Raw genomic sequence first — 14,738 nt, 5'->3', positions numbered from 1 at the left:
AAAGGCTTCAACCCCATGCGCTACCTGCTGATCGAAGACAATCAAAAGCTGGCAGGCGCTATCGTGGAACGTCTTCAGCTAGATGGCCACGCGGTGGATCATGCCGATCGCCTCGATGCCGCAAGCGCATGTATGGACGTCGCGGATTACGACTTGATATTGCTGGACATTATGCTGCCGGACGGCGACGGGCGCGATTTTTTGCAAAACCAGCGCCGCGCCGCAAAGCGCACGCCGGTGATTGTCATCACCGCGCGGTCCGCAGTGTCGGACCGCATCTCATTGTTGGACCTCGGGGCGGACGATTACATTACCAAACCTTTCGATTTTGCCGAGCTGGAGGCCCGTTGCCGCGCTGTTTTGCGCCGCCAAGGCGGGGCTGCGGACAATCAAAAGACGTTCGAAGGGACGGTGCTAAACCTGACAACGGGTGAGTTGCAGTTCGGAGAAAGCACGACCACCCTGCGCAACCGAGAGTTGCGCTTGCTGGAGGTTTTCTTCGCCGCACCCGGACAGGTATTCTCCAAGTCGCACCTCATTGACCGGATGTTTTCATTCTCCGACGAGGCGTCGGAGAATGCCATCGAGGTCTATGTGGCCCGCCTGCGCAAACGGCTTGAAGGGTCTGGCGCGCGGATCGAGACCGTGCGCGGCCTTGGCTACCGTATGATCCCTGCATGAGACAGCCGACCTCCATTCGCAGGCGCCTGTTCTACCAGCTTGCCGCTGTGGCTGCGGTGCTGTCACTGGCCTTTGTGCTGGTGGTGCGCGGTGTCGCGTCCCGTGCGGCGGAGGGCACGCAAGACGACATCCTCGCGGCATCCGCCACCGCGATTGCGGACAGCCTGAGCTCCGAACAGGGGGAAGTTACGCTGGAGTTGCCCTACTCCGCTCTGTCGATGTTGGGCACGATCAACGAGGATCGTGTGTTTTACCGCGTCACCGTCGAAGGCGAGACCCTGACCGGCTATGCTGACCTGCCCGTCACCAACGTGCCCACGCGCCTAGACGCGCCGGCCTTCTCGACCGAGATCTACCGCAGCGACGAGGTGCGTTTGGCCTCCATCCTGCGCCGCGTCAGCAACACTGCCACAGGTTCCAGTGTCGTGGTTACCGTGGCGCAAACACGGTCAGGGCTTGAAGCCATATCGCGCCGGATCACCGTGACAGCCACGGGCGTCGGTCTGCTGTTCTTCTTGCTCGCGACGACCCTATCGCTGCTGGCCGCGAACTCTGCACTGCGCCCATTGCGGCGGATGACTGGCGCGGTTGCGCGGCGCGGACCGTCTGATCTGCGCCCGGTGACGGGCGACACCCCCGCCGAGCTCGCGCCGCTTGTCAGGGCGCTAAACTCTTTCATGGAGCGGTTGCGCACCTCTTTGTCGCGCACCGAAGATCTGATCACCGAAGCCGCTCACCGTGTTCGCACGCCGCTGGCCACCGTGCGTGCGCAGGCCGAAGTCACCCACCGCAAGCTCAACAAGCCCGAACACCGGCAAGCAATCCGCGACATGATCCGTGCGATTGACGAAAGCTCGCGGTCAGCGGGGCAAATTCTGGATCACGCCATGGTCACCTTTCGCGCCGACAGTCTGGCCCGTGATCCACTGGACTTGGCAGCACTAATCAGCGAGACCTGCGACCGCCTTGCCCCCACTGCCGACCTGAAGGATATCGCCTTGCTGCGCGACCTTCCCGACGACCCTGTCCCTTTCAAAGGCGATGGCATCATGTTGCAAGCCGCGCTGCATAACATTCTGGACAATGCGATCAAATACTCCCCCGAAGATAGCGACATCACCGTTCGCATTGAGGCCAATGCGGCATTGCATCTGTCAATTACCGACCAAGGGAGGGGCTTCGGGGATTCCGGATTTGAAAGCCTCACCGCGCGCTACTCTCGCGGAACCAATGTAGGGGACATTGTCGGCTCCGGCCTTGGGTTGACCATCGCGGATGAAGTGGCGCGCGCCCATGGCGGGCGGCTGGAACTTAGCCATAATACGGAAGGACAAGGCGCATGCGTGTCGTTGATTTTGCCCTACACCTGATCGTTGCTTTGGCGCTGTGGACTTCCTGCGCGACGGCCTTCGAGGTCGAAGATCGCCAGATATATTCAGCCACACCGGAGACATCCGTGTTGCGCATTATTTCGACCGCCGACCGTGCGGTGTTCGAACCGATCATCATGGCCTTCCAGAAATCCAATCCCGGCATCTCTGTCGACTATACGATCACTGGGACCACGGACCTGATGACCGCTCTTTATGACGAGGGTGCAGTGTTTGATCTTGCCATATCGTCAGCAATGGATTTGCAGACCAAGCTGGCCAATGACGGTTTCGCGCAAAGCTACTCCCCCGCGAACGCCGCTAGTCTGCCGGACTGGGCAATCTGGCGCGACCAGCTGTTTGCCTTCACACAAGAACCAGCGGTGATGGTGGTATCGGACAACTTCTTCAAAGACGGCGAGGCACCTCAAACACGCGACGCGCTGATCGCCTTGCTGCGCGAGAACCCCGAGACGTTCCGCGGCAAAATCGGCACCTATGATGTGCGGCGGTCTGGGTTCGGCTATCTGATGGCGACGCAAGACAGCCGTACCTCCGAGACGTTTTGGCGGCTGACGGAAGTCATGGGCCGCCTTGAAGCGCAGCTTTACTGCTGTTCGGGCGAGATGATCGCGGACGTGGCGGCGGGCAAGTTGGCCTTGGCCTACAACGTACTGGGCAGCTATGCTGCGTCGGAACTGGCCACGACCGAGGGTTTCCACATTGTGGAGCTGACCGATTTCGTCAACGTGATGCTGCGCACTGTTCTGATCCCTGCGAACGCAGAAAACATCGGCGATGCCCGTACGATGGTGGATTTTCTAACGGCCCTGCGCACGCGCCCTGATCTGGTCGAGGCGTCCGGCCTGCCCCCTGTCGACATGAACGCCTTGCAGAATAACCCTGCGTTGCGGCCAATCCGCTTCGGGCCAGGATTGCTAGTGTTCCTTGACCAGCTGAAGGAGGAAAAATTCCTGCGCAGTTGGGAGAACTCTATCGTGCAGCAAACACCTTAGGCGAAGCGGATCGCGGCCTTTCGGTTTCGCAGCGCCGCAACAACGCTCATAGCGGCAAGGGAAGAACTGCGCGGGTTGTCTGGAAGACTGTTACCGGTGACAGTGAAGTGCATCTGTCCGAATTCACCAAGCGCTGTGATCTCGTGCGTGTTTCCTGTGACATTGGGGTCGGCGATCAGTTCCACTTGCGTCGCATCGAACCCCAACCCTGCCAGCGCCACCGCAGCGGCCACATTGGCATTCTTGGGATAACGCAGCGCGGCTTCGCGGGCGGTGCCCTTGAAATGTGTGACGGCCTCGGCACCTGGATTGGCTAGATCCACAACCTCCTCCGCCGGGGAGCCTTGCCACCCTGCGGGCGGTTTTCGTCCGGTGTAGGTCACGTTGCGCAATGCCCCGACCTTTGCCGCGCGCAGGGTGTCCAGCGCACCGATCGCACCTGTCGCCAGATGCACCGTGGCACCGCCCTGTGCTGCGGCTTGCGTTAAGGCCTCGGCAAGACTTTTATCCGCCAACGCTCCGATGGAAACGGTCAGCACGTCGATCCCGCGCGACAGGGTGGAGGGACCGTGCTCCGCCAGCCCCGCGTGACCGGCGCAGTCGATCAGGAGCGTCGTCCGCTTTGGCAAATCCGACACCGCGCTGACGCATGTCAGGCCGGTCTGGGCTTGCAGGCCCGCCTGTCGCGCAGGTCGCGTGAGGATTGCGGAGATCTCGCCGCCAAGATGCGCTCGCACATAGCTGGCAATTGCTCCGTCCCCCAAAATTGCTATGCTCATGCCAGCCCCTTGCCACTCATGTTTCACCCACGATAACCGGCGAGGTGTCGCGCCGCCAGTTTCTGTTTGGCAGCGTCGGGCAGACATGTTGAAATGTAGGGACTCCAGACCCTGAACAGGCTCCGTGAATGCCCCCACGCCCACCCTATATCGGACGCCCTTTACCAGACCTGCGCTCCGAAAGGTCGTTGCGTGGACAAGGGGCCTATGTCGCGGATATCGAGTTGCCGGATGCGCTGCATGTGGCCTTCTTGCGCAGCCCTGTGGCCTTTGGGACCATCGTCGATTTGGACCTATCTTCCGCATTAGACGTGGCGTGCGTTTTGGCCGCGCATGGCGGCAAGGATGTCAGCGGGCTGGGCAAGTTGTCGGTCAATCCAGTCATCGAGATGTTGACCTCGCCCTCCTACCCGATCCTTGCGCAACAGGTGGTGCAAGCGGTCGGTCAGCCCGTCGCGGCAGTCTTGGGTACCAGTGCGGACAGCGCCTTGGACGGGTGTGAAGCGATCCGTCTCGCTGTGGATGAAAGCGGCCCGCCCCCTGCGCCCGATGCAGTGGCCCGGCAGGCTTGGAGCAATGGTGACACCAAGGATGCCTTCGCCAATGCTGACATTGTGGTGGAGTGCCAGTTGCAACACCCGCGCCTCGCGCCTTCCCCGATGGAGCCGCGCGGGATTGCCGTGCGCTATGAGCCCGCAACCGACGGTGTTACCATCTGGCACTCGACCCAGACCCCTCATCGGACACGCAAGGAACTTGCCGCGATCCTTGAAATCGCGCCAGAGCGCATCACCGTGATCGCGGATTGCGTGGGCGGGGCGTTCGGGATGAAAGCGTCGCTCTACCCCGAAGAGATTTTTACCGTTTGGGCGGCGTTGGAGCATAAGCGCAGCACGCGTTGGGTCGCCACCCGGTCGGAGGATTTTCTATCTGCCACCCAAGGCCGTGGCGTCACAAGTTATGGGCGGCTGGCGTTGTCCAAAGACGGGCAGTTCTTGGGGCTCGAGGCGCGGACGGATGCCCCTGTCGGGCGTTGGTTGCCCAATAGCGGGCTGGTGACCGCATGGAACGCTGCACGGATCCTGCCGGGCGGGTATGTGGTTCCCTCACTAGAGGTTGAGACCCAAGCCACTGCGCAGAATCTTGCCCCCACAGGCATCTATCGCGGCGCGGGACGACCGGAAGCCAATTGCCTGATGGAGCGGTTGGTAGACAAAGCCGCGAAAGCGTCGGGGATCGACCCGCTTGAGATACGCAAACGCAACCTGACACCCGCGCACTCCCTTCCATCGAAAACCGCGACAGGCAACGTGTTGGACTCGGGCGACTACGCCAACGCCCTCAATTTGCTAAGACAACATGCGGGCTATGACGAAGCGCTGCGCATACGCGATGAACGGAGGCAGCGCGGTGCGCTCGCGGGGGTCGGAATTGCGTTTTATCTGGAGCCGTCGGGCAACGGCTGGGAAAGCGCTGAGGTGTCGTGGCAATCCGACGGGACGATCATCGTCGCAAGCGGCAGCTCCAGCCAAGGCCACGGGCGCGAAACTGCGTTTGCCCAAATCGCTGCTGACACATTGCAGGTCGACTTCGACGCGGTCACCGTGCGGTGCGGGGATACCGCGCATTGCCCCGAAGGGATCGGCGCGCTTGCCTCGCGCAGCACGCCAATCGGTGGCAGCGCCGTTCTGCGCGCCTGCAACGACCTGCGCGCGCAGATTGAGGCCGGGGCGGATCTGCCGGTCACCGCGCGGTGCCAATACGAGAACGACGGGCAGGCTTGGGGCTACGGGTGCTACATGGTCTCGCTGGAGATCGACCACGAGACAGGCGAGATCACCTTGGATCGCGTGACTTGCGTGGACGATGCGGGCCGTATCATCAACCCCGCGCAGGTTCACGGACAGATCAGGGGCGGCTTCGCGCAAGGGCTGGGGGAAGCCCTGTTGGAACAGGTGATCTACGACGAGGACGGCCAGTTGGTGACGGGGTCATTCATGGATTACGCTATGCCACGCGCCGTTGATCTGCCGCCGTTGGACATTCACACAGCCCAAACCCCCAGCCCTTTGAACGCGCTTGGGGCCAAGGGTGTCGGTGAAGCGGGCACAATCGGAGCGCCGCCTGCGATACTGAATGCGGTGCTCGACGCGCTGGCACCGCTGGGCATTGAAGACATGGACATGCCGCTGACCCCGTCTAAACTCTGGCAGGCTATCACGTCCGCCGAACAGGAGACCGCCCGATGAAATACAGCAAGCTCGACGCTAAGGATTACGCCCGCGCGCACATGCGTGGCATCTGGGCTGCGGCGTTGAACCCTTTCAACACAGACGGGTCTTTTAACGAGCCGGGGCTGCGGTCGAACATCCGGCACTGGATCGACGATCTGGGCATCCAAGGCCTGTTTATTGCGGGCAAGCAGGGAGAATTCTTCTCCATGTCGCTGGCCGAACGCAAACGCAATTTCGAAATCGCGGTAGAGGAATGCGACGGCAAGGCGGCGACGATCATGTCCGCGTCAGACCAGAACTTCGACACGGTGGTGGAATTGGCAAAACATGCGCAGGCCTGCGGCGCGGATTACGTTGTTGTGCACGCCCCGATTTTGCATTTCGTCACGGATCAAGACGACACGGTGTTCAATTACTACAAGGAGCTGTGCGAGCGCTTGGATATCGGAATCGCCATGTGGTCCCACCCCGATAGCGGCTATTTAATGAGCCCTGAGCTTTGCGCACGGGTGGCCGAGCTGCCAAATATCGTGGCGATCAAATATTCAGTCCCGCGCGAGATGTATGTGAAGCTGACCCATATGGTCGGCGACAAAATCCATGTCTCGACAGCTGCCGAGGGCGAATGGCTCGACAATATCGAGGAACTGGGCTGGAAGCTGTATCTTTGCTCCTCACCGCCCTACCAACTTCAGACCAAAGCCGACCAGCGGATGAACGAATACACGCGTCTGGCCTTTGAGGGGAAGTTCGCCGAGGCGCGAAAGCTGCGTGACAGCCTTGATCCCGTGCGCGACGCGATCAAACGCACAAAGCCCGGTGGAAAGCCGCAGGCGCATGGCAAATACTGGCAGGAATTGCTGGGCCAAGTGGGGGGGCCGGTCCGCTCTCCCATGTTGCAATTGACAGAAGACGAGAGAGCGCGCACGCGCGAAGCGTTTGAGGCGTGCGGGCTGAAACTCTGACATAAGGTGTGGTCGGGTCGGCACCATTTTGCCCCGCGACCACCCCAAAGTTGACATAATCCATGTCCATTATCCTTAACACGCAGGCAAAAAACCGCGTGCAGTTTAACTATTTTACCCAAGTTTTGGAGGTCAAGGAAATGGAACATACTCGTCTTCAACCGATCAAGGGCACCTCGGCTCGGGAGAAAACCGCGTTCACCATGAAAACGATCAAGGAGTTGTTGGCCGAAGAGGGAACCGACGCGAGCCAAGTGCTCAACGCTGACCCAGCCCCGAAAGCCGCAGACCCGGCGCCTGAAGTCAAAGCAGCTCCTGCCGTGTCGTCTGAGCGTGTCGCTTCTCCTGCGCCAAAAGCAGCAACGCCTAAAGCAGCAGCATTGCCCCCGATCACACCCGCACCTTCGGCATCCGCCGAGACAGACGCAGACAAACCACGTTCGTTTTTGGGTCGTTTGATCGGCAGTTGATCTGCGGAAGCGACACGGCGCGAGACGGATTAGCCCCGCGTGGGCTTTTTAAGTTTGTCGTCGAGGCCTCGGTTGGTCATCGCATTTTTGCAACCTTGCCAAAGGTCTGGCGAAGTACGCCTGCTGCGTCGAGCGTGAGCCCGCCAACGCTTACAGGCTCTGCGTTATAATTGAACCAGAACCGCTCCGACCCGCAATCGCGAACGCGGACGCCGTCAGGCAACTCCAACGTATCAATCCTGGCGGCTTCGCAAGCGCGCGAGACGACGCGGCGCAAAGCGTCGTGGTCCAGCCACGCTCCGATATAGCTTAGGTGCCCGTTTCCGACGACGACAGGAGCGCCGTCGGTGGTCTGCTCCAGCGTCTCGGCGCTTCCTTCCAATACCTCGCGATACAGGTGCAGATAACCGCCGCCACTGAGCGCAACCGGCATGTCTGGCCGCAGACTTTCGACCTGCGCAACGGTCACCGCCAAGCCGTTAATGTTCGGCGGTAGTGGCACCGGTATCGCCATATCTTGATCGCGCGCCGCACTGCGCGGACCCAGCAGGACCTGCGCTTCAGACGACGTCAGAGCCTCTTTCAAGCCATCGTCCATATGCATCAAACCGGGTGCCACAATCAGTCTATACGCCGAAAAATCCCGCCTACTGGCAGGGACAATATCAAGCGATACACCGAGGCTGCGGAGCGCCTTATACCAGTCAAATACCAAACCGAAGTAGCTGAGGCCGCGACCATGAGGCTGCACCGTCCACGCGAAATCGGCATCGTAGTCGAACACCAACGCAACGGCGGCTTGGACTTGGGCCACCTCCGGCGCGTCGGCCAGTTCGGCGGCGACCTGACGGGCTTCGTCCAGTCCGGGCGCGTCGACGCTGTCGGGACGCAACAGGCCCGCGTGCATCTGTTCTTGCGCAAATGGGGCCTGCCGCCAGCGAAAAAAACAGACCGCTTCGGCACCGTGCGCGAAGGCTTCCCAGCTCCACAGACGGACCATTCCGGGCAGCGGTGTAGGGTTGTAGGGCGCCCAGTTCACAGGGCCGGGTTGCTGTTCCATTACCCACCAACGCCCCTGCCCTACGGCGCGATAAAGATCATGGTGCAGGGCCTGAAAATCGGGATCACCTTGCCGGGCAAAGCGGCGCTGCCATGCCTCGTCCGCGCCCACTCGGTCCTCCAAGAAGCCAAGCGGATAGCTGTCCCAAGACGCAATATCTAGATCGGCGCCAACTGCGAAATGGTCAAAATCGGTGATCCGCCCCATGTAATTATGCGCAATTGGCGCATTGGTGTGAGCGCGCAATATATCGACCTGCAACCGGTTGAACGCCACCACCTGATCGGAGCTGAACCTGCGGAATGCCAAACTGTGCGAGGGGTTCGGTTCCGTGACCGTTAGGTTCGGTAGGTCGACCTGCTCGAACCCGTCATAGTCCATAGACCAGAAGACGTTGCCCCAAGCCTTGTTCAGCTCAACGATATCGCCCGCGTTTCCCGCGCCCGGATAGCGGGCGCGCAACCAGTCTTGGAACGCGATACGCGCGGCGTCGCTGTAAGAAATTGTGGTGTCGTGGCAGCCATATTCGTTGTCGGTCTGCCAAGCGGCGACATGAGGATTGGTGCCGTATCGTTCGGCCATCGCGGTCACGATCTTCGCGCATTCGGCCTTGTACCCCTCGTGGCTGAAGCAATAGTGCCGCCGCGAGCCGAATTTGCGTGCGCGACCCTCTTCATCCACGGCGAGCATGTCCGGATGCAAGTCCAACATCCACCGTGGCGGTGTCGCCGTGGGTGTGCCCAGCACGACTTTCAGGCCAGCGTTGCCCAGAACCGCAATTGCGTCATCAAGCCATCCGAACTGATAGTTCCCTTGAGACGGCTCGAGACGGCTCCATGCGAATTCACCGATCCGGACCCAAGTGAGGCCGAGATCCGCCATTCGCCGCGCGTCTTCTTGCCAAATCTCGCGCGGCCAGTGTTCAGGGTAATAGCAGGTCCCCAGTGTGCGCTTCATTTGGTCGCTTCGTCATAGGCGGCGACAATTTCAGTGGCTCTGGCCGCCACATCCGAAGCTGAAAATCCGGGCTTGTAGATGCCTGTCCCGATGCCGAAACCCGCAGCCCCTGCTGCGATCCATTCAGCAAAATTCTTCGGGCCAACACCGCCCACGGCATAGGTGTCGGTTTCAGCCGGCAAAACCGCCGAAATGGCTTTCAAACCTTCGGGCCCCATCAAAAAGGAAGGGAAAATCTTCAACCCATCGGCACCAGCACGAAGAGCCGCAAAACATTCTGTCGGGGTCAGAACGCCAGGATAGGAGGCGAGACCAGCAGCCTTGGACGCGATGATCACCTCGGTATTTGCGTCAGGCGACACAATCATCCTGCCGCCCGAGGCCGCGACATTTTTCACGTCTTCCAAGCTGAGAACCGTGCCCGCACCAATCAACGCATTCTGTCCAAAGGCGGCGGCCATGCGGCGGATGCTTTCCAAGGGGTCAGGCGAATTCAGCGGCACTTCGATCCGATCGATGCCTGCTTGGATCAGCACATCGCAGATCGCTTCGGCCTCGTCGGGTTGGACGCCCCGCAAAATGGCAATGATATTGCGGCTCATAGGACCTGTTCCTTCAACGATTCATAAGCGGCCTTGAGGCCGTTAAGGGTGATGTCAGCGACGTCGACCAGAGTTGCGTCTACGCCTTGTGCGGCAAGGCCTTTGCGATACAAGTCCGACATCTTTGGGTCGCCAATGATAGCTACATTCTGCCCCAGCCAGTAGGGCCGCGCGCCGGATAGTTCCGCCCCGATCAGCAAACCTGACAGGCGCCCACGCACGGCGGCAGGCTTAAGATCGGCGACCAATGCGCCGGCTCGAAGGCCAAACAACTGTGCGGTCACAAGCTGCGGACGCCCAAGCGCATCTGACAGCCCTGCGTCAAAAGAAGACTGGTCGAACCCGCTGGAGACCAAGCAGTGGCGCAGCACCGACTGTTTGGACAGCAAAGCAAACATTTCGCCGGTCATGAAGGTCTGGAAACTGACAATCTCTTTCAGGCTTATATGGACCCATTTGGTATGGGTTCCCGGCATACACAGCACGCCGTCGAAGTCTGGATTGACGGCCAAATAACCCGCGATTTGGGTTTCCTCGCCGCGCATGACATCGGGGGGCGAAATTTGTTTGATGCCGGGTAGGATGAATACTGAAATGCGTGGGTCATTGACCGCAACTCGCGTGGCATTTTGACCGTCAGGCGGCGCACATGGAGTGCTGAGATACGCGGCTTCCGCCCAGCCCTGCCGAGAGCCAACCATGCCGCAACAGACAACCGGCAACACGCGACCTTGAGCCAAGTACGGAGTGATCAAGGACAGCAAGGCGGTTTCAAACCCTTCGCGGTCCAAAACTCCCATGCCTTGATCCGATCCATGGGTATCGACGACTTGACCAGAAGCATCCATCGCCCAAACTCGCAGGTTTGAGGTGCCCCAGTCGACAGCGATCCACGCAACTTCTGCCATTATCCAGTCACCACGACGCCACCATCGACGACAAGCGCCTGTCCGGTCATCATTCTGCTGGTATTAGAGGCCAAGAAAAGTACCGCATCGACCATGTCTTGCGGGGCGAGCGTGTCTTTCAAGCATTGGCGGGAGACATGTGCCTCCAAAGCTTCAGGCGTCACCCAAAGCTCTTTTTGCTTGTCGGTCAGCACCCATCCGGGGGCGAGCGCGTTTACGCGAATTTTGTCGGGGCCGAATTCGCGGGCCAAACTGCGGGTCATACCGTTGATGCCGGAATTGGCTGTGGTGTAGGCTGGATAGCCAGCGTTACCCATCATGTAGCTGATCGACGAGAAGTTGATGATCGAGCCGCCGCCCGCTGCGCGCATCCCTTCAATCACGGCCTGACAGGCGAAGAAATAGGCCTTCAGGTTGATCGCCATCGACCAATCCCAAAACGCCTCATCCACCTCTTCGGTGGTGTGACGTTTGTCGTTGGCAGCGTTGTTGACCAACACTGTTACGGGGCCGTGTGCCTCGTTGGTCTCGGCGATGCAGCTTTGCAGGCGTGCAATATCGGTGATGTCGCATTGCAGGAACAATGGGCGGGTGCCATGTTTGGCCTCCATCTCATCGGCGAAACCCGTGGCGTCAGAGCGCTGCACAAAGGCGACTTTTGCCCCTTGCGCCATCAGCCCGTCGGTGAGCGAGGCGCCAATGCCAGAGCCGCCACCGGTCACGAAAACCGATGCACCCTCCAGATCGTGGAATGTCGCTGTTTTCGTCATATGCGCGTTCCTTCAATGACCCACATTGTTTCCGGAAAGGACCATGGCAGGGTCAAGCCGTGGCTCATCAAATAGGATCCGCTGAGCACCAAAGGCTCGGACTTTACCGCCTGACCCCCACGCGACAATGCGACGGTATCTGTGCGGTTTACCAGTTCAATGCGGTATTTTGCGTCCGGCGTCAGACGGGTTAGGCGCAGGGGTCTTGGCGCGATCTGGCGGCTGGTGTCGGCTTTACCAGCGAAGACGATAAAGTTAGCACCGCCTTCGGCCAGTTGCTGTTCCGCGATCACAGCTGGATCGGCGCTATCGAGGCGCAGGATATCGGCACGGAACATCCAGTCGCGATTGGCTTTCCACCATGCCGTGACGCGGCTCAGAACTTGCGCCTCGTCCTCGGTCAACTCTCGCGGGTCCATCTCGAACCCCATATGTCGCTGTGCTGCGACCCAAGCGCGGAACCGGATGTCTAGAACGCGCCCCGAGGTGTGGCAGGTGCGCGGGCCGACATGGCTGCCGGTGACGGCCAAAGGCAGGAAAATTGCTGCGTTGTGCTGCATCCGCAGACGCTCAAGCGCGTCGTTGCTATCGGACAGCCAGACGCGGTGCGTGCGTTTGAGGATACCGAAGTCAATGCGCCCGCCCCCAGAGGCGCAGCTCTCGATTTCCACCTGCGGGAAGTCTTGGCGCAGCTGGTCGATAAGCTTGTAGGAGCCGCGCGTTTGCGCCGCGTCTGGCATAGGCAAAACGCGGTTGTGATCCCATTTGATGTAGTCGATCGGGTTGTCCCGAAGAACCTTACTGATCCGGTCTAGGAGGAAATCCTGCACCTCTGGCAGCGCCATGTTGAGCGCTTTCTGGTTGCGACCCAGCGTCTGATCTTCCGCGCCAAGGGCCCAATCCGGGTGCGCGCGGTGAATATTGCTGTCGGGGTTAATCATCTCTGGCTCGAACCAGATACCGAACGTCATGCCAAGCCCGTGGACATGCTCGATCAGCGGGGTGAGCCCGTCAGGATATTTGCGCGGATCGACTTCCCAATCGCTAAGCGCGCGCGTGTCATCGTCACGGCCACCGAACCAGCCGTCGTCCAGCACGAAGCGCTCTGCCCCCAACGCGGCGGCGCGGCTTGCGATATCTTTAAGTTCCGGAAGGTTGTGGTCAAAATAGACCGCTTCCCAGCAGTTGAAGTGCACAGGGCGCGGGCGGTTCGGGTTCGGGAATTGCACAATCTCGTCGCGCAGGTGGCGCTGGAAGGCGACGGCGCAGCCGTTGATCCCATCATCCGAAAACATCGCGTATAACGTTGCGGTCTCGAACCGTTTTTGTGGCGTGCTTTCGACCCGCGCGGCATGGCCGAACTGGATTTGACGGCGCCCGTCGGGCAGTTCCTCGGCGACCATGCGGTGCCCTCCGGACCAGCCGTAGTGGAATGCGTAAGCATGGCCTTGCACGTTGGTAGCGCCTCGACAGGGAACGATCAGTCCGGGGAAATGCTCGTGACCGGTGCGACCGGTGCGGTTCTCGCGGTAGCGGATGCCTGCGGACCACGGCGTTCGGTTCAACTGAAATTCGCCGCACCATCGTCCGGCCACGTCGATCATCTCATCAGACAGTTGCGGACCGGGGAAAACAGGCGCGCTAAGCCAGTGCAAATGCACCGGGTTCGCAGAGTCCAGCGTCGCGCGAGCCTCGATCATATGGGTACGGCCATTGATCGAGAACTGCGCGATATAGGTCAGCCCGTTGAGGTCGTCGGTATAGGTCAGCGTGAGACTATCAGCGCCCATATCCGCCTTGGAAAAGCAGAATTTCGGCAACAGCGGTGTGCCGTCCCGCGCGCGCAGGATAAGCCCGGGCTGGCCCGGGAAAGTGCGCGTGGATTCAGGACACAATGACAGCTCCGGGTTGGCATCCAGCATGCCGCCCGTCACATCAATCGCATAGGCTTGGTAGAGTGTCGTGAGGTCTTCATCCTCTGGAAGTCGGGGGCCCCAATAGACCACCTCAGCGAGGCGGTCATTGTAGGAGGCCAGCACCAGTGATTGACGATCGTCATCCAGTCGCCAGCTTTGGATCATTTAACAGCTCCAAGAGTGAGACCCGCGATGAAGTGCTTTTGCATCAGGAAGAACATCGCCACGGGTGGAAGTGCGGCTACAATCGCGCCCGCGCTCATCAAGTGGTACGCGGCACGGTATTGCGCATTGAACGACGTGATACCCGCTGTCACCGGCTGGGATTCCACCCCTTGCGTGAGGACCACTGCCCAGAAGTAATCGTTCCAGATGAAGGTGAAGATCAACACCGCGAGAGCGGCAATCGCTGGCTTCATCAGAGGCAGGACGACGTAGACAAATATCTTCCATTCCGCGACGCCTTCGACCCGAGCAGCTTCGATCAACGCGAAGGGCAGACCTTTGATGAAGTTGCGCATGAACAGGGTGCAAAATCCTGTCTGGAACGCGATGTGGAACAATACAAGTCCGGTCTTGGTATTGTAGAGACCAAGGTCGAGCGTCAGGTCGCGCACCGGCACCATCAGGATTTGAAACGGGACGAAATTGCCTGCCACAAACATGAAGAACAGCCACAAGTTGGACTTAAACCTGTAAATGCCTAGCGCGAAGCCCGCCATGCAGGAGAGGGCCACGGCGCCAATGGCGGTGGGCACTGTGATCAGCAACGAGTTCAGCAGGTAACGTGGCATGTCGGACTCAAAGAAGACCTTGCCGTAGTTTTCCCAGCCACCGAATTCTGACGGCAAGTTCCAGTAATTACCGGCGGAAAAATCGCCTGCCGGTTTGACCGAGAACAGGGCAACAGCGATCAGCGGCAACAGCCAAAGGATCAATGCCACGGGCAACAGCGACTGATAGCCGAGCTGGATGGAGCGGGAGGATTTCTCAATAGGTTTCGGAAACAT

Annotated in this window: 13 protein-coding genes; 6 read left to right on the top strand and 7 right to left on the bottom strand. The window is 60.0% G+C overall.

Going from position 1 to position 14,738, the window contains the following annotated elements:
* Positions 1-15 precede the first annotated feature (15 nt).
* Genes BM352_RS06600 through BM352_RS06590 form a run of 3 tightly spaced genes read left to right on the top strand, consistent with a single transcriptional unit; the run spans position 16 to position 3,067 of the window.
* Positions 16-681 carry a response regulator transcription factor gene (locus tag BM352_RS06600; protein WP_090219902.1) on the top strand — a complete coding sequence of 222 codons (666 nt, stop codon included), beginning with the start codon at positions 16-18 and terminating at the stop codon, positions 679-681.
* Positions 678-2,051: a sensor histidine kinase gene (locus tag BM352_RS06595; protein WP_090214071.1), complete on the top strand. Its 1,374-nt coding sequence runs from the start codon at positions 678-680 to the stop codon at positions 2,049-2,051. Before BM352_RS06600 ends, BM352_RS06595 begins: the two co-directional genes overlap by 4 nt.
* Positions 2,021-3,067 (top strand): ABC transporter substrate-binding protein, encoded by a 1,047-nt coding sequence (locus BM352_RS06590; protein WP_090214068.1) that lies wholly within the window; start codon positions 2,021-2,023, stop codon positions 3,065-3,067. Before BM352_RS06595 ends, BM352_RS06590 begins: the two co-directional genes overlap by 31 nt.
* On the opposite strand, the gene BM352_RS06585 is transcribed toward BM352_RS06590, so the two are convergent.
* Positions 3,064-3,846 (bottom strand): aspartate dehydrogenase, encoded by a 783-nt coding sequence (locus BM352_RS06585; protein ID WP_090214066.1) that lies wholly within the window; start codon positions 3,844-3,846, stop codon positions 3,064-3,066. The two genes, BM352_RS06590 and BM352_RS06585, sit on opposite strands and share 4 nt — an antisense overlap.
* Before the next feature lie 128 nt (positions 3,847-3,974).
* On the opposite strand from BM352_RS06585, the gene BM352_RS06580 reads away from it, so the two are divergent.
* The 3 genes from BM352_RS06580 (at position 3,975) to BM352_RS06570 (ending at position 7,515) form a co-directional block, all read left to right on the top strand.
* Complete coding sequence (locus tag BM352_RS06580) at positions 3,975-6,095, top strand: xanthine dehydrogenase family protein molybdopterin-binding subunit (protein WP_090214063.1); 2,121 nt, start codon at positions 3,975-3,977, stop codon at positions 6,093-6,095.
* A complete protein-coding gene (locus BM352_RS06575; RefSeq protein ID WP_090214061.1) occupies positions 6,092-7,045 on the top strand; it encodes a dihydrodipicolinate synthase family protein in 954 nt (317 codons plus the stop codon). The genes BM352_RS06580 and BM352_RS06575 overlap by 4 nt, the downstream gene beginning before the upstream one ends.
* 62 nt (positions 7,046-7,107) lie before the next feature.
* A complete protein-coding gene (locus BM352_RS06570) occupies positions 7,108-7,515 on the top strand; it encodes a hypothetical protein (RefSeq protein ID WP_090214059.1) in 408 nt (135 codons plus the stop codon).
* 76 nt (positions 7,516-7,591) lie between these two features.
* On the opposite strand, the gene BM352_RS06565 is transcribed toward BM352_RS06570, so the two are convergent.
* The 6 genes from BM352_RS06565 to BM352_RS06540 are packed head-to-tail and all read right to left on the bottom strand — an operon-like array spanning position 7,592 to position 14,738.
* Positions 7,592-9,532 carry a beta-galactosidase gene (locus BM352_RS06565; RefSeq protein WP_090214058.1) on the bottom strand — a complete coding sequence of 647 codons (1,941 nt, stop codon included), beginning with the start codon at positions 9,530-9,532 and terminating at the stop codon, positions 7,592-7,594.
* Complete coding sequence (locus tag BM352_RS06560) at positions 9,529-10,134, bottom strand: 2-dehydro-3-deoxy-6-phosphogalactonate aldolase (RefSeq protein WP_090214055.1); 606 nt, start codon at positions 10,132-10,134, stop codon at positions 9,529-9,531. The genes BM352_RS06565 and BM352_RS06560 overlap by 4 nt, the downstream gene beginning before the upstream one ends.
* On the bottom strand, positions 10,131-11,042 hold the full coding sequence (locus BM352_RS06555; RefSeq protein WP_090214051.1) for a 2-dehydro-3-deoxygalactonokinase: 912 nt from the start codon (positions 11,040-11,042) through the stop codon (positions 10,131-10,133). Before BM352_RS06555 ends, BM352_RS06560 begins: the two co-directional genes overlap by 4 nt.
* The gene (locus BM352_RS06550; protein ID WP_090214048.1) at positions 11,042-11,812 is read right to left on the bottom strand and encodes an SDR family NAD(P)-dependent oxidoreductase; all 771 of its coding nucleotides are present in this window, start codon (positions 11,810-11,812) and stop codon (positions 11,042-11,044) included. The genes BM352_RS06555 and BM352_RS06550 overlap by 1 nt, the downstream gene beginning before the upstream one ends.
* On the bottom strand, positions 11,809-13,893 hold the full coding sequence (locus tag BM352_RS06545) for an alpha-galactosidase (RefSeq protein WP_090214045.1): 2,085 nt from the start codon (positions 13,891-13,893) through the stop codon (positions 11,809-11,811). The genes BM352_RS06550 and BM352_RS06545 overlap by 4 nt, the downstream gene beginning before the upstream one ends.
* Entirely contained in the window at positions 13,890-14,738 is an 849-nt protein-coding gene (locus tag BM352_RS06540) for a carbohydrate ABC transporter permease (protein ID WP_090214043.1), read from the bottom strand. Before BM352_RS06540 ends, BM352_RS06545 begins: the two co-directional genes overlap by 4 nt.

Source organism: Litoreibacter janthinus (assembly GCF_900111945.1).
Lineage (GTDB): Bacteria > Pseudomonadota > Alphaproteobacteria > Rhodobacterales > Rhodobacteraceae > Litoreibacter > Litoreibacter janthinus.
Note: the sequence above shows the minus strand (reverse complement) of the source record. Positions and strands in the feature narration are given on the sequence as shown.